Raw genomic sequence first — 15521 nt, 5'->3', positions numbered from 1 at the left:
TCAGGAGGTGAAGAAGAACTGCTGCGGCATCGATGGCCCCGGATGCGGCCAGGACCAGCTATTCGGCATGCTGGCCGGCACGCCCTTCAACCGGTTCGCCGCGACGCCAAAGGTGTTCGGCGCCATGACCACACCCAGGCATTCGAATTGCTCGGCCGCGATGTCAAAGACCTGCTTCATCAGCCGGCCCTGCTCGGTCGTATCCGCGGTGGAACGCGCCGCGTCATACAGCCGCATCCGCTCCTTCTGGTGATCCGGCGGCTCGGCCCCTTCCTTGCCACCGGACGCGTACCAGACCGCCCAGGGAATGGCGTAGCGCGTGCCCTGCGGGTGCTGGGCGAAATAGTCGCGCGGGTCGAGCATCGGCTCCAACCCACCCGGCCCGGGCCAGACCGCCATGTCGGGATCATTGTTGTCGCCGCGCGTGTAGTAGAGCGAGCGGTCGATGGCGTTGATCTTCAGATCGATCCCGATATCGGCCCAGTGCCGCTTGACCAGCTCCAGCGCGTCATTGTTGTCGGGGTAAAGGGCAGTGATCACGTCGATTGACAGGAACACCCGTTGCCCATCCGGCCGCAGCCGGAAACGCTGGCTGTCACGACGATTGTAGCCGAGACGGTCGAGGATCCGGTTCGCTTCGGCCGGGTCGTGATCGGTGAACTGACGCGCCAGCTTCTCGTGATACCAGGGGTGGGTTGGGCGAGGGCCGGTCTGCCAAGGCTCGCTCTGGCCCAGATAGACGATTTCCACGATCTCCGGCCGGTTGATGCCAAGCGACAGCGCGCGGCGGAAATCCTTGTTGCCCAGCATTTCCCGGATCTTCGGGTCCTTGTGGGTCAGGTTCGGATAGATGGTCATGGAGTTGGACAGCGACGCCACCGTCTCGAACATGCGATAATTGCCGCGCTGCTGGTTCTGCGACACGACCGGCTTGTTCGCCAAGGTGTCGATGTGGCGTTCCTGCAGGTCCAGCCGCCCGCCGATGACGTCCAGCATCAGGCTTTCGACATCCTGGTAGATCTGGAAGTTCAGCCGGTCGATGTAGGGCAGTTGGCGACCTTCCGTGTCTACCTGCCAGAAGAAGGGATTGCGCCGCATCGTCACGCGGGTGGCGCCGCCCTGGTAGGCTTCCTCGATCACCCAGGGTTCCAGCGTCGGCTTCTCCGGATTCGACCAGCGCGAGGGGATCTCGATGTCGCCGCAGCGCTGGCGGAAAAGCTGCGCCCAGTCGGACACATTTGCCGTGCGCAACATTGCCGCGAGTTCATTGTTGAAGCGCGGATGGAAGCGCGAGCAATAGTGCTTGGCGAACAGCGTCGGGTGCTGGCCAAGCGGTGTCGCCATCTGCTGCAGGAACAGCCCGTAGGGCCCCGCGAAGCTGAAGCGCACCGTCGTATCGTCGACCTTCTCGCAGCGCACCGGCTGGCCGTCGATCACCCAAAGGCTGGGCGGAGAACGGTAAAGTTCGGTGTTCAGGATGCAATCGTTGACCGAGAAGACGATGTCATCCGCGGTGAAGGGCGCGCCATCCGACCAGCGCATGCCCGGCCGCAGGCGGAAGGTGAAGACCTTGCTATCCGGGCTGACCTCCCACGACTGCGCGACGCCCGGAAGAACATCCGTGAACGCCATGTTCCAGCGCGTCAGCCCCTGGTTGCCCACCAGGCGCAGGATGCCATTGTGGTCGGACCCCCCGCGCAGCCCCCGGCGCAGGGTGCCACCGTAGCGTGGATTCGGGTCATTCGGCGTCACCACCAGCGGCGCGGTGCCGACCCGCTGCGCCAGCGGCGGCAGGCGGTTCTGCTGCACCAGCGTGGCAAGGTCGGGCGCCTCCCGGGCCGCGGATTGTGCGAAGGCGGGCAGGCTGCCGGCCAGCACCATGGCCGCCGCACCCTGCAACATTCCCCGGCGATTGAGGTCAGTCTCGTCCATGATCGGGTTCTCCCGTCTTTTTATTTTTCCGGCTTGGCCCGGATTTTCGATGATGCTTGCATGGCTGATGTGGCCGCCGCAAGCCGGCTGGCGCACGGGGGAACGCCAACAATGTTGCTGGGCACACAGCTGCGCGCGCGCGACGACGACGACTATCGGGTCTGGGCGCAGTTGGGCATCACCCACCTCTGCGCCGATCCGCCGGGCAATCCGCACGACTGGGTGCTCGATGACCTGCTGCGGTTACGTGACCATGTGGCGCGCTTCGGCCTGTCGCTCGACATGGTGCAACTACCGCTGTCCTCGCGACCGCTGGAACAGCAGCATTCGCCGAATATCCTGCTGGGGCGGGAGCCTGATCGGGCGCGGGAACTCGACAGCCTCTGCGCGTTGATCGGGCGGCTGGGCCAGGCGGGTATCCCGGCGGCGAAGTACAACCTCAACATCATCGGCATCCCACGCACGCCCGACGAGCCCGGCCGCGGCGGGTCGCGCAATGCCGCCTTTCGCTGGGCGGCGGCGGACCAGGCGGCACCACCCGGCATCGCCGGGGTGGTCAGCGAAGAGGAGAACTGGGCGCGGATCGAACACTTCCTCGATCACGTGGTCCCGGCGGCCGAGGCTGCCCGTGTGCGCCTGGCCTGCCACCCGCACGACCCCTGGACGCCGCCTGGCTATCGCGGCGTGACGCGCGTGCTGGGCACGGTGGAGGGGTTGCAGCGCTTCGTCACGATTCATGAAAGCCCCTATCACGGGCTGAACTTTTGCCAGGGCACCATCGGGGAGATGCTCGACGACCCGGCGACAGAAATCTTCGACGTGATCCGCTGGTTCGGCGAGCGGGATAAGATCTTCAACGTCCATTTCCGCAACATCCGCGGCGGAAAGCTGTCCTTCATGGAAACCTTCCCGGAGGAGGGCGACATGGACATGCTGCGTTCGGCGCGGCTGTACCGTTCGCTCGGGTATCGGCACATGCTGATGCCCGACCATGTGCCGCAGATTGACGGGCGCGACCCGCAAGGCGTCGCCTTCGCCTTCTGCCATGGCTACATCGCGGCGCTTATCCAGTTGTCGATGTGACGTGGTTTGGCGCGTAGCCAGGTTCATTCGCCCCTGACCAATGGCGCCCCCAAGGCGGTGTTCCGAAGCAAGCTCAAACACGGCCTGCTTGCCGAATGCACGGCGCCCGGGCGCCGGGACGACGACGGCGCCTGGATTGCATCACCGATGTGGGCATGCGCGTCGTCGAGGCGGACCCGGGGGAGGGCGCACGGCCTGCCACCATGGCCACACAGGACAAGGCGCGCAAAGGGGGCGTCATGTCTGGTGAATACCTAACAGTCCGCAAGATGCTGCGTCCTGGGCAGGCTCCTGGTCCACCCCATGTAGCCGGCCGATGGAAGAGGGTGCGCGAAGGCGACGGACCCGATGCGACCCGCCAGCCGATCAGACGTCCTCTCAGGCCGCCTTGGCCGCTGCCCGCGCGATGAGCTTCTCTTCCTCGGTCCAGACTTTGCGCTCGCGCTTTTCCTGCGGCTTGATTTCCTTGACCGGCGCACCGCCCAGCACGGGTGGGCGCATCGTCGAGTTCCGCGCCGCTTCCGAATGCCACTGGTGATCGGCTTGCACGGTCAGGGCACGACCGATTTCCCGCTCCACATCACGCAGCCAGGCACGCTGCTCGGCATCGCAGAGCGTGATGGCGAAGCCACTCCGTCCCGCGCGGCCCGTGCGGCCTATGCGGTGGACGTAGCTTTCCGGCAGGCTCGGCAGGTCGTGGTTGAAGACATGCGTCACGGTATCGACGTCGATGCCGCGCGCCGCGATATCCGTCGCCACCAGGACTTGCACGGCGGCGGTCCGGAAGGCGTCCAGCGCGCGCTCCCGCTGGCCCTGCGACTTGTTGCCGTGCAGGGCCTCGGCCGTGATGCCCGCCTCGGTGATGAAGGCGCAGACATCGTTGGCGATGTTCTTCTGCAGGGTGAAGACCACGGCCTGGCCCATCCCCGGCGTCCGCAGCAGAGCCAGCAGCGCATCCCTCTTGTCGGCCGCATCGACGAACATGACCGACTGCTCGATCCGGTCGACGGTGGTCGAGGGCGGGGCGATCTCGACCTTCTCCGGATCGCGCAGCAGGCTCTCGGCCAGCGAGGCGATGGATTTCGGCATCGTTGCCGAGAACAGCAGCGTGTGCCGATCCTCCGGCAGCGTCGCGACGATGCGCTCGATCGGCTTGGCGAAGCCCATGTCGAGCATCTGGTCAGCCTCATCCAGCACCAGCGCCTCAAGCTGCGACAGGTCGCAGAGGCCCTGGTTGATTAGGTCCAGCAACCGCCCTGGCGCGGCCACGATGATGTCCACGCCGGCCCTGAGCGCATTGACCTGGTGGAACTGACTGACGCCGCCGAAGATCGTCGTCACGCTGAGCTGCAGATGGCGCCCGAAGCTTTCGAAGCCGGTGGCGATCTGAGAGACCAGTTCGCGTGTGGGTGCCAGGACCAGGACGCGGGCGCCGCCCTTGGGCGCTGGGCGAGGAGCGGCTGCAAGGCGATGCAGCAGCGGCAGCGCGAAGGCGGCGGTCTTGCCTGTGCCGGTCTGGGCCATGCCCAGCAGGTCGCGGCCCTCCAGCAGCATCGGGATCGAGCGGGCCTGGATCGGGGTGGGCGTGGAGTAACCTTCCTCGGCCAGCGCGCGCAGCAGGGGCGGCGCAAGGGAGAGGGCGGCGAACGTCGTGGGCATGGTCAAGCGGCGCCTCCGGCGCTCAGTAAGGCTGCGCCGATTTGGGCTTCGCTGGTTGGGAAGGCGGGCCTTTACGGGTGATGCTGCACTGCGTCAACGTGGAGGGGAGGGGCAGTGGAGCTGGCTGGGCACGACCATCTTCGCCGGGAGGCCCGCCGTCATGTCGGGGCAGCATTCGTTCGCATCATAAGGGCCGGAGCCCAGCCGTTGCCGCCTTCCTGCATGAATTACAGGAGCGGGCGATCGCTCATCACAGCCTGCAGCGGTTCGGGCGCCGCAAGCATGACTCCCAACGAAACGCCGCACATGGAGTCCCCCATGAATAAGGAAAGATATCTGGGCCCCAGAAGACGTATGTTGGAGATGGTATAGCTGGCTGGCGCCTGCCGGAGCGAAAGCCCGCGCAGTGGCGCGAACCAGAGGGAACTGGCGGAGGAGATGCGACTCGGTACGGTCGGTCTCTCGCAGGTTGTCGCACCGCTTCGATGACGTCTGGACCAGGCCGCGAGCCCAGGCGAAAAGCAGCGTAACCCTGCGAAGCGGTAAAACCAGATACAAAGCATCTCTGGCCGCTGGATCAGCGCGGCAACGACAGCGCATCGGCCAGCAGGTCAAACACCACACGCACGCGTCGGCTGGTGTGCAGTTCCCGATGCGTAACAAGCCAGACGGGGAAGACGATCGGCGCCGCCTCGGGCAGCACGCGCCGCACCAACGGCTCGGCATCGCCCACCGACTCCATCATGAAGCCGATGCCCGCACCCTGCTTCACCAGCGCCCAATGCACCAGGTAGCTGTCCACCTGAACCGGTATTTGCCGTGCCGTCAGTCCCATGCCGAGGGCGCGCATGCCCTCGATGAACTCAGCGGTTTCGCCGAAGCCCACGAACTCCGCCTGCGCCAGATCATGCCAGCACCGAGGATGGCCCAGACGGCTGAGATAGTCCGGAGTCGCGTAGGGGCGGCCGCGGTCCTCCCCCACCTTGCGGGCGATGAGGTCCGGCTCGCGCGGGCCGAAGTTGCGGATCGCGATGTCGGCCTCGCGCCGCAACAGATCGGCCGTGCGGTCGATGGCGCGGATCTCGACCGTGATGCCCGAATGCGCCGCGCGCAACCTCGTGACGATGGGGGGCAAGACATGGGCGGCATAGGCTTCGGTCGCGGTGATCCGGATCGGGCCCTCGATCCGCTGCGACTGGCCGGTGGCGGCCAGTGCCAGCCGGCCGGCCGCCTCGCCCATCGCGCGCACGTGGTCCAGCAACGCCCCGGCTGTGGGGGTAAGGACCAGGCCGCGACCGGCCCGCTCGAACAGGGCCACACCAAGCTCACGCTCCAACGCGGCGATCTGGCGGCCGAGCGTAGGCTGGGTGAGGCCGAGTGCCCGCGCCGCCGCGGAGAGCGAACCCGCCTCGGCGGTGGCGAGGAAGGCGCGGATGCGGTTCCAATCGAGCGGCGTGGTGTTCCAATCCATACATCCTTGTATGGGTGATGACCGGATTTCGCCAGTTTCACGCGCAATGCCGCATGGGTAGCTGAGCAGCCGCGCATCGCCGGAGAGTCCGATGCGCCCCGTACCCGCATGCCACGGCCTTGCCCGGCAAGACCCATGAAACCCACGGAGCCAATCATGCCCATTCGACCCATCGCACCCCTCGCGGCCGCGCTTGTCTTCCTGGCCGGATGTGCGGCCACCATCAGCCAGGACGGGCTGGAGCAACGCACCGCTCAGGCCATCGGGCGAAGCGTCGGCCAGTTCGCCGTCACCGACCGCAGCGAAGAGACCGGAGGCCGTATCAATTACACCGTCAACACGCGGGACGGGGCGGCTTACCGCTGCTACCTGTATGGGGCCACCGGCCTCCAGAATGCCGTGACCTTCGGGCAGACACCGCATTCCGACGCCATCTGCACCGCCATGGCGGGTGGCCAGAGAGGGAGTGGCCCTGAGGCGCCCGCGGCCACAGGCCAACCCGGTCGAAGCACTGGCGGCGCCTGCAATGCGTTGTTGCGGGCAGCGGGACGGTGCTGATCCGTCATCCCTGAAGCGAAGTGGCCATGATCCGCGCTCTCGGCCGACCGATTCCGCTTGGTCTGGCTCTGGCCTTTTGCACCTTCATCCCGGTGCTGATGGCTGCTGTCCGCGTGGTCCAGATCCCGCTTGGCGCATTGCCGGAGGACAGCCTGCGGCTGGCCTCCTTTCCTGTCGCATTCTTCCTTCACTCGCTCGCGGGCGTGCTGTTCGGCATCCTCGGCCCGCTGCAGTTCGTCCGCGCCCTTCGCCGCCGATACGGAATTCTGCACCGCCTGGCCGGGCGAGTCTTTTTGCTTGCGGGAGTGGGGTTGGCGCTGTCGGGGCTGGCGCTGCTGCAGCAGGTCGAGAGCATCGCAACCGGGCTTCTGGATGCCGCACGGGGGGTCTTCGGCCTGGCGCTGATCGCAGTTCTGGTGCTGGGGGTGGCGGCGGCGCGGGCGCACAATATGCTTCGACACCGTGCCTGGATGATCCGCGCCTATGCCATCGGCATGGGATCGGGAAGCGCCGCGCTGGTCATGTTCCTCGTCTACCTGATCACTGGAGAACCGCCCTCGGGGCTGACCACTGACATCGTGGTTGTCAGCATGTGGCTGCTCACCATCGCCGTGGGTGAATGGGTCGGTCAGGCGGAGAGTACGGCTCGTATGGGAACTGGCGGAGGGAGCGCGACTCGGTACAAGCGGTCTCTAGGTTGAGGCTGTGCAGAACCGCGCGTTACGCCACGGCTGCGTGCCGACCAGAGATACTCTGGGCATCGTTGCTTCCCTCATACGAAATTTAGTGACAAGCCGCCTATCGCCATGCTTCGATCTAAACTGGGCTTGCAGCGCGGCACGAATGCCGGATCTTCGAAAGTTAAGGGAGATGAGGTGCTGTTATTTGGGCGATCTGTAGTCATGTAGTTTAGCACCGATTTTGCACCGTAAACGGGAGGCGCGAGGGATGGTGAAAATTATTCCGCGGCGCGGGATTCTGTTTGGCGCAAGCGCTTTAACCTTATGTCTGCGAACGAATTCCCTATCGGCGGAGTCGGGAAGCCCCATAGGCTCGCCGGTTGGAAGTGGGCTCTCGAACGCGCCGGCAAGCGCAGTGCGCCGCTGGTTCCTCGGTATTGGTAACGGTGTCTATGAGGATGGCCGGCTCGCGCCTTTGCCGAAGTCACCGGTGGATGCCGAAGATATGGGTGGGGCCTTCGCCCAGCTTGGCTTCCAAACTGAGGTATACTGCGACGTTCGGCGGTCTGACTTCCTCAATCACCTTATTGGCCTAGCGGAGCGCGTCGACCAGGACGACATCGTTGTACTGTATTTTTCAGGGCACGGCTTTCAGCACGAGAACGACAATTTTCTCGTGCCTGTCGACAGTCGATTTAATGCCGCAGCCCGCCTTGGTTTGGACAACATCTCGGTCCGCTGGATCATTGAAGAGTTCGGCAGGCGGCAGCTAGGCACAATGGTAGTGCTTCTCGATGCATGTCGTGCGACGCCGATCGTCTCCCGACACGGCGAAACGAAGGCCCTTGGACGCCAGTCCGGCTTGGCGCGTGTCACGGCACCGCCGCGGGCCGTCATCAGCTACGCGACTAAGCCTGGAGATGTTGCGTGGACCGGCCGCGAGGACCTGCGCAACAGCGTGTATACGAATCATCTGCTTCAACTCGTAACAACGGAGGACGACGAGATCGAGTCCGTCTTCAAGGAGGTGCGCCGACGCGTTCTGGAGGACTCCGGCCAGGAGCAGCAGCCCTGGGAAGATTCGTCCTTGCTCGGCGCCCTCTACCTGAAGCCTGGTCCGACCGCTCTCGCGCGAGAGGAGCAGACCTGGAGGCGTGCAGAGCGGCTTGCCGCACGCGACATGGTGCTGGCTTTCATCGACAAGTGGCCTGGCGGACGCTTCGTGTCCGAAGCGCGCCGCTGGCTCACTCAGGCACCAGTGAGCGTATCTTCGGCCGTCCCTGTCACCGACAGCATCGGCCTCGTTGATATTGAGGGGCCCCTGTCGCTAAGCCGCGTACAGATTCAGGGTCGGGTAGAATTACTCCCCCCATCTGACCGCCCCGGACCGGGCGCCCTACCCGGCACAGGGTCGGCCCTGACCGCGGCATTTCCGCGCGCGCTTCAGGTGCTCCCCAACCGCGACACCACGATCTTCGCTGCCGCGGACCGTCAGTCCGGCGTCGTGGCTACTGCACGTCCAGCCACGACGCTCGATGTCACGGGCCTGCCAGACGTAGGCACGTCTGGGTGGGCGCGGGTACGTCTACCGGATGGCAGGACTGGGTTCGTGGACAATGTCCGGGTGGTGCCGAATGTGCCGCGAGGTGTGGTTACGATGCTGCACGTCGCGTTTGCGGAGGATGCGCTCGAGCCATCCGCCGAGGAGGCCGCGCGGCTTCGCCTGGCACTGCGGCAAGCGCTGGGGAGCACGAACCGTTCAGTGCGCGTAGTGGCATCGCCCGCGCCGGGACCGTCGCTGCCCGTCGGTCGGCAAGCCGCCTTCGGACGCGCCCTTGCTGTGGTCGAGTTGGCGACCCAGGCAGGGTTCCCGCAAGCACGGATCCGAATTGACCTTCGTGACGGGCCCGAAGTCTCGTCAAACCTCGTTGTCCTAGTAGAGGTCGGCGATTGATGCACGCGAGAGTATCGGAACGGCTGGGAGATTTTCGATGATCGGACAATACATGACGCGCCGTTTTACGCAGGCCGCCGCGTTGGTCGCGGCGGCCTGCGCCATATCCGGCCCCTTGGTGGCGCAGCCCGCTCCGGAGCCGGCCCCGCTCGGGGTGGAGCAGATCGTGGCACTCGAAGCTCTGCGAAACATAACCGACGTGCCACTCATCCCCGGACGTGGCTCAGAGCCATTCTGGAACGCGCTCCGCGCAACTCGCAGCCTGCCATCGGTTCGGAACGGGCGCGAGACTTTTGGGGGGCTCGGCACCGGCAAGATCGTGGGCGGGATTCCGGCGCAAGCCGGTGCGGATCCATGGCAGGTGGCGCTGTTGGTCGCAAGCCAATCAACCAACGTACAGTTCTGTGGGGGCAGCCTGATTGCGCCCGAGTGGGTGGTCACCGCTGCCCATTGCGTCGACCGTGGTACGGCAGCGGTAGACGTGGACGTGCTCGCCGGGACACACGACCTGCGGTCCGGCGGCCAGCGACTGCGCGTGCAGCGTATCGTGCGGCACGAATCCTACGTGTCCCCGGAACTCGGCAATGACATTGCGCTCCTCAGGCTCGGAACGGCGGCGCCCGGCATGGCGATCCAGCGTCTGCGCCGGGAAGAGGAAGGGGCCGCATTGCGGGAGGCCGCCGACCCGAACAACTCGACACAGGTTCGAACCACTGGCTGGGGTGCCGTTGCCGAGGGCGGAGGCGGCGTATCGCTGCTCCGGACCGTTGAAATCCCGTTCGTCTCGCGCGAACCAACCTGCAACGACCCCCGCAGCTATCGAGGGCGGATCAGAGAAGACATGATATGCGCCGGTAGACAGGGGGGCGGGAGCGACTCATGCCAGGGCGACAGCGGGGGGCCGGCTACGGTTGCGGTCGGGAACGAGCGCCGTTTGGCAGGGATTGTCAGCTGGGGTGAGGGGTGCGCACGCGCGCTGAAGTATGGCGTCTACACGCGCGTGACGACTTTCGAGGATTGGATCGTGGCAAACACGCGATGAAAATCGGGCACTGCGGACGAGCCGCCACAACTCCTTCCTTAACGGACCTACTGTCGTTGGCCGGTCGGTCCCGGTGCTGCGCCGTAGGCAGCATGATCGTGGCGATCGCACTTGGCGGCTGCTCGACCACGCTCGAGGTGCACACGATTTCACCGGCTGCAGGCGGCAATGCGTCGCCTACACAAGGCTGGGACTACAGCCTACCCTTCGCTCAGTATGAGATCATCGTGACGCATCGGCTGCGCAGCTGCGTGGATGCTCCAGTCATAGCCACCATTGTTAGCGCGACGCCGCGATATCCGGCAGATCCCGCACACCGCTATGCCATAGACCACACCAGCCTATCCCACGCATTCAAGACCTCGGAACTCTCCATCGAGCGCCACCCTAATGGTATGCTCCAACGCGTCGGCGCCCAGGCGGATGACCGAACGGAAGCGGTGCTGGTCAACACAGCAACGGCCGCAATTCAGACCGCGATCACCGTCGCCCGCCTGGGCGCCGGCGTGCCCTCAATACCCGGGGCGCGCGCTGCCGACCGTCGCCAGCTGACGCCTGCATGCACACCGACTGCTACGGCGGCACTGCGCAATGCCGAAAGGACGCAGGCAACGCTCGAACGCGCCGCAGACCAACTCCACGCCGCCACAACGATGTGGAGCGCAATGCGCGACGCGGCGGCGCCACTTGGGGCGCGTGCGGATGCCCACACCCAGCGGGCCCTGATGATAGCGGCCAGTACTCTTGCGCAGGCAAAATTGGCCCAGGAGAGGGCGAGCGCTGCTCACCTGAACACGTTGGAGGCGTTGACGGAGACGCGGGCGATCTATTGGCCTCCGAACGGGAGCGTACTTTCCGGAAGATTGGAGGACGCCGGGCTCTCGAACGTCAGGCTCCAAGCCTGGACTACAGGCGGCTTCGTGCCTGTTAGCACCGACGTGATTGCCCAACTGGAGCGGGTGCCGCACGATCAGAGCAATCCTAGAGCTACGGCTGATGGCGCTGTGGTCGCTGCAAGCACGGCGGCGACTTCGCCCCGGCTTGGTATACGCTACCGCACGCCGATGGTCGGCACACTGGCCGTAACGGTCGGGAACGCCAGCGAACCAAGGCGCATTGCTCAGGGACCTATTCCGCAGCTTGGCCAGATGATGGTTTTGCCGTTCAGCAATGGCACATTCCAACAGAACAGCCTGTCTGCAACCTTTGCAGACGACGGAAGTCTCCTCACCGCCAGCTATGGTGAACTTGCGAGCCGTGCTGAGCGGGCAAGTTCTGCTGCCGCCCGACTGGCGGCGATGGGACCGCAGGCAGTGGCTGACATCACGGGCGCGCGCAACTTTGGGGCGCAGCAGGCCGCGCTGCGAATCCGCGCCGAGCGCGACGTGCTTCAGGCGGAGCAAGAGCGACGCACCGCACGAGCCGCCCTCGCCGTGTCGCCCGATGACGCGTCGGAGCGACGACGCAGGCTGCTCGAAGCCGACACTACGCTCAAGAATGCTGAGCGCCTTAATGTCGAGGCGGATATCGCATTGCAGGAAGCTCGGCGGCGCTTAGCGGCAGCGCCACAGGCCACATCATAACCGTCGGTCGCCGCGTGCTCAGCATTTGTCGACAATCACGATGCACGTACCAGACCGGTTCTGGATGCACAGCGCGCAATTGTCCGCAGCCACGCGTTCGACCTCAATCGTGTCGTGCATACCCTTGTGCAAAGCACCGTGGCTGCGACATAGGAGAGTTACCGAAGCTCGAGCGCGCGGACGTCGCTAACGGCCGAGGGCTGCGCGAAGGACGAAATGAGCTGCGAGCCCCGAGAGGCGGGCTGAGCAGCCGGAGCAGCAGGCTTCAAGATCCGCTTCACAGCCAACGGAGGGGCAAACGATGATCACGCGAAGGCGTGCGGTGCGCAGCGTGATCGGGTCAGCACTGCTCGGCAGCTGCGCGATGCCCTGTGACCCAACGAGTCACAGCCCGCAAAGCCAAACATCTATGCCGACCCGTATCATCGATTCTCATTGCCATATCTTCAACGTAGATGACCTGCCAGTCTACCGATTCCTGCGGCACGTCGCGTTGCCGGAGCGCTGCCTTGAGCATCTTGATGCGTTGGCGTGGCTCCTAGCCAAGTTCCTCAAGGCGCTTGCGCCTGGCGCTGAGGCGGAACGCCGTGTGTTGCTTGCATCCAGCGCTCGCGGCGCGATCCCGGCTGAGGCGCCTGTCGATGATCCTCAGCGCAGGGAGGATGCTCTGGCCAACGCACTTGGGATGCTCCGCAACCACGCTCGAGGCGACCTGCGCCCTAGATCGCGAGCAGCATCCCTCACCGAAGAGGACCCTCTACCGCCGCGCGACCAAGCTGCCGCACTACTCCAATTGCTTCGGCAGGACGCTGCACCAAGCGGGCTGCGGTCGAGGTCGGTGCCGCAGCGCGCCCGTACACTGCCCGCGGACCCGGAGCTTCGCGCGATCGCCCGCGACTTGGTTGGGTCCAACGCACAACAGCCGCGGATGCCTGGGCCGCGCGCATCCGTATCGCTCAGCAATCTCGCAATGCTGTTTCGTTGGGCTGGACAGCTTGCAGGCTACCGTCACCGGCTGGCGAGCACACTTGGCAATATTTCGGGCGCGCCGACGCGTCCTGTTCTTCTGACGCCCGCGCTGATCGATTTCGGCCGCTGGATCCATACCGACCGGGAATTCTCCACGGGGCCGGCCGCGGTTTTCGCCGTGCAGGTAGAAATGATGGCGCTGATCGCCGCCGGCCGGCCGGGCGGAGCGCTTGTGCATCCCTTCGTTCCATACGATCCATGGCATGCCGCGGTTGAGCTTGCAGCAGGCCGCGCAAATCCACCGCTTGCGCTGGTGCGAGACGCAATCGGCCATCGTGGCGCTGTCGGCGTCAAGCTGTACCCGCCAATGGGTTTCCGTGCGTGGCGGAATGCCGAGGTCGCGGCGGATGAATACCCAGTCGAACTCCGCGAGGAGACGGGGGGGCGCCCGGGCTATTGGCTCGACCGAGCGCTTGGTGAACTCTACGAGGAGTGTGCGCGCCTTGATGCGCCGATTATGGCACATTGCGCCGACAGCAACGAGGGGCGGCCCCGGGCAGGCCTTTTCGCCGATCCAACTTGGTGGGAGGCTGCGGTGCAGGAGTTCCGCGAACTGCGTGTAAACCTCGGTCATTTCGGAGGCGTCTGGTTGCTCGACGGCGACGACAAGCGGTGCGATGGCCGCGAGAAGGCTAACTGGACTTTGCTCGCCGCTGATATCGTGGCCCGGCATCCCCGACAGGTCTGGGCTGACATGAGCTACTTCGCCGAGGTGCTCTCGGACGGTAAGCCCCGTGAGGATGCAGTGAAGGCGCTCAGGCATCTTGCTGCCAATTCGGCTGCGCCAAACCTGCTCTACGGCTCCGATTGGATAATGATGGGGCAGGAGCAAGGCGCCAGCGACTACGCCTCACAGACCATGTCGGCCGCGGCGGAGGCAGGGCTCCCGCTTGAGAACTTCGCTTGGCGGTCGGCTGCGCGCTTCCTGGGGCTTGACCGTGAAGGTCAGTCGCGCGACCGATTGCTCGCCTTCCATGCGCGGGATCCGGCTGCGCTGACAGCCATACGAGGGTTTATGCCAGGCCTTTCGCCTGCGGCATGACATGCGTCGGCAGACTGATTGCGGGTCTTCGTCTGCCTCGTCCACCGCGCGCATCAAAAGGATCGGGGCAATTGTCGTTTCGGTGGAGGTGGCGATAAATGCGACAGGCGCCAAATTGGAAAAAGTGCAGCAATCTGGCTGGCGTCACGGCATCCGCCGCTTCGTCACCCCCACCGACAGCGTCGCCGCCGCCAAGTCGAACGTCACCGCGGAGATGTTCCGCGCCATCACAAGCACCGTGTTGTTCGACCACACGGCTGCGTCGAGCTCGATGAACCGCATCGACGAGACCAGTTACGCCTGCGACAGCTCCCGAACTCCTACGGCTTCTCCACTCTGACCCGCAGCGTCGCGCTGCCGAGGTCGACCGCCGCCGCCGTGCCGTTCTGGAATCTGCCTGAGACGGTGCCGGCTGCCGAGACCCAGGCGGTGAGGCTGAGCCCTTGCAGATCGAGGCCAAAGCTCACGCGGACAAAATCCCAGAGTGCGGCCCCCGTCACCGCCACGGTAGTGGTCACCCTCGCCCCGGCGGCGAGGCTCGGCGGATTGTAGCTCGCGCTGGCAGGCCGCCGGTCCCTCGCGATGCCGCTTTGCTCCACCAGCAACCCGCCCCGCTGACACAGCATCTCTGTACGCGGCTTGATGGAGCGATGTGGTGATCACCGGCCGCACCCCGGCGCCAGGAGATACGCATGACCAACCGCACGGCCCTTCACGCCGCCCAACAGCAGCAGGCCCGCGCTGCCTTCCTCGCCCGCAAGGCCGCCATCGACGGGCTGCTGGCAAGGCTGATGGCGGCCAGCGCCGACCACTTCGGTGCCGCACCGGACGCGGTGACCTGGGCCGACGAGGGCACGCTTGGCCACGTCGAGACGCGCCTGGCAGAGATTGCGGCCTTTCTGAACATCTGACTCCCGGCGTTCGCCCGCCGCCCTGACCGGGTTCTGTCCGGCGGGGCTTGGGCTGGTAGCACCCGGATCATCAGGTGCAGCATCCGGGGCCCTACGATGACACTGTCCGACACCCAAACCATGATCCTCAGCCACGCCGCGAACCGGGTGGATCGCTTGGCCGCACCGCCGCCAAAGCTGCCGGCCGTGGCGCGCGTCAACGTCGCCCGGGCGCTGCTCAAAGTTGGCTTGATGGTTCAGGTCGAGCAGCCGCAGGATCCGGACACCGAGCTGACTTGGACGCTCGACGGCAAGCAGATCGCCTTGCGTATCACCGGCGCCGGGATGCGGGCGATCGCCGTCGAGCTGGGCGGCGACCCGCCGGCTATGGGAGGCGACGGGTGAATCCCTGTGGCGACTCTGTGTGACTCACTGACGCCCCTTCAAGCGCTGTCGCAGTCTGGTGCCACCGAACCATGCGCGGCCGCCCTGGATGCGCCTAAGGCCCCGCAAATGGATGCTTCAGGTCGTGGCCTACGCCATGCGGCGCAGGTGGTGCTTGCCGCCTGGGATGTGGACCAGCGCCCAGGCCTGGAGG

General features: G+C 65.5%; 14 protein-coding genes. 10 read left to right on the top strand and 4 right to left on the bottom strand.

All coding sequences use genetic code 11. From position 1 onward, the window contains the following. Positions 1-1932: an ABC transporter substrate-binding protein gene (locus ACQW02_RS12755; RefSeq protein ID WP_431285613.1), complete on the bottom strand. Its 1932-nt coding sequence runs from the start codon at positions 1930-1932 to the stop codon at positions 1-3. 111 nt (positions 1933-2043) lie between these two features. Here ACQW02_RS12755 and ACQW02_RS12750 point away from each other — a divergent pair, with 111 nt between their 5' ends. Then, positions 2044-3015, top strand: a complete 972-nt coding sequence (locus tag ACQW02_RS12750) for a mannonate dehydratase (RefSeq protein WP_431285612.1) — start codon at positions 2044-2046, stop codon at positions 3013-3015. A gap of 378 nt (positions 3016-3393) precedes the next feature. Here ACQW02_RS12750 and ACQW02_RS12745 read toward each other — a convergent pair whose 3' ends face one another. Then, on the bottom strand, positions 3394-4674 hold the full coding sequence (locus tag ACQW02_RS12745; RefSeq protein WP_431285611.1) for a DEAD/DEAH box helicase: 1281 nt from the start codon (positions 4672-4674) through the stop codon (positions 3394-3396). Between the two features lie 577 nt (positions 4675-5251). Beyond that, entirely contained in the window at positions 5252-6145 is an 894-nt protein-coding gene (locus tag ACQW02_RS12740) for a LysR family transcriptional regulator (RefSeq protein WP_431285610.1), read from the bottom strand. A 156-nt stretch (positions 6146-6301) separates the two neighbouring features. On the opposite strand from ACQW02_RS12740, the gene ACQW02_RS12735 reads away from it, so the two are divergent. The 7 genes from ACQW02_RS12735 (at position 6302) to ACQW02_RS12705 (ending at position 14373) form a co-directional block, all read left to right on the top strand. Beyond that, positions 6302-6703, top strand: a complete 402-nt coding sequence (locus ACQW02_RS12735; RefSeq protein ID WP_431285609.1) for a hypothetical protein — start codon at positions 6302-6304, stop codon at positions 6701-6703. A gap of 26 nt (positions 6704-6729) precedes the next feature. Continuing rightward, positions 6730-7404, top strand: a complete 675-nt coding sequence (locus ACQW02_RS12730) for a DUF2306 domain-containing protein (RefSeq protein ID WP_431285608.1) — start codon at positions 6730-6732, stop codon at positions 7402-7404. A 394-nt stretch (positions 7405-7798) separates the two neighbouring features. Beyond that, the gene (locus ACQW02_RS12725) at positions 7799-9337 is read left to right on the top strand and encodes a caspase family protein (RefSeq protein ID WP_431285607.1); all 1539 of its coding nucleotides are present in this window, start codon (positions 7799-7801) and stop codon (positions 9335-9337) included. A gap of 37 nt (positions 9338-9374) precedes the next feature. After that, positions 9375-10379: a serine protease gene (locus ACQW02_RS12720; protein WP_431285606.1), complete on the top strand. Its 1005-nt coding sequence runs from the start codon at positions 9375-9377 to the stop codon at positions 10377-10379. 92 nt (positions 10380-10471) lie between these two features. Continuing rightward, positions 10472-11962 (top strand): hypothetical protein, encoded by a 1491-nt coding sequence (locus ACQW02_RS12715; RefSeq protein WP_431285605.1) that lies wholly within the window; start codon positions 10472-10474, stop codon positions 11960-11962. 409 nt (positions 11963-12371) lie between these two features. Next, positions 12372-14033 (top strand): amidohydrolase family protein, encoded by a 1662-nt coding sequence (locus ACQW02_RS12710; RefSeq protein WP_431285604.1) that lies wholly within the window; start codon positions 12372-12374, stop codon positions 14031-14033. 1 nt (position 14034) lies between these two features. Beyond that, on the top strand, positions 14035-14373 hold the full coding sequence (locus ACQW02_RS12705) for a hypothetical protein (protein ID WP_431285603.1): 339 nt from the start codon (positions 14035-14037) through the stop codon (positions 14371-14373). Here the strand turns inward: ACQW02_RS12705 and ACQW02_RS12700 are convergent. After that, positions 14354-14632, bottom strand: coding sequence for a hypothetical protein (locus tag ACQW02_RS12700; RefSeq protein ID WP_431285602.1), 279 nt, complete (start codon positions 14630-14632; stop codon positions 14354-14356). The two genes, ACQW02_RS12705 and ACQW02_RS12700, sit on opposite strands and share 20 nt — an antisense overlap. A 93-nt stretch (positions 14633-14725) precedes the next feature. Here ACQW02_RS12700 and ACQW02_RS12695 point away from each other — a divergent pair, with 93 nt between their 5' ends. Then, positions 14726-14944: a hypothetical protein gene (locus ACQW02_RS12695; RefSeq protein WP_431285601.1), complete on the top strand. Its 219-nt coding sequence runs from the start codon at positions 14726-14728 to the stop codon at positions 14942-14944. Positions 14945-15040: 96 nt separating this feature from the next. After that, a complete protein-coding gene (locus tag ACQW02_RS12690; RefSeq protein WP_431285600.1) occupies positions 15041-15328 on the top strand; it encodes a hypothetical protein in 288 nt (95 codons plus the stop codon). Positions 15329-15521 lie beyond the last annotated feature (193 nt).

This window comes from Humitalea sp. 24SJ18S-53 (genome assembly GCF_050632385.1).
In the GTDB taxonomy this organism is placed as follows: domain Bacteria; phylum Pseudomonadota; class Alphaproteobacteria; order Acetobacterales; family Acetobacteraceae; genus Humitalea.
Note: the sequence above shows the minus strand (reverse complement) of the source record. Positions and strands in the feature narration are given on the sequence as shown.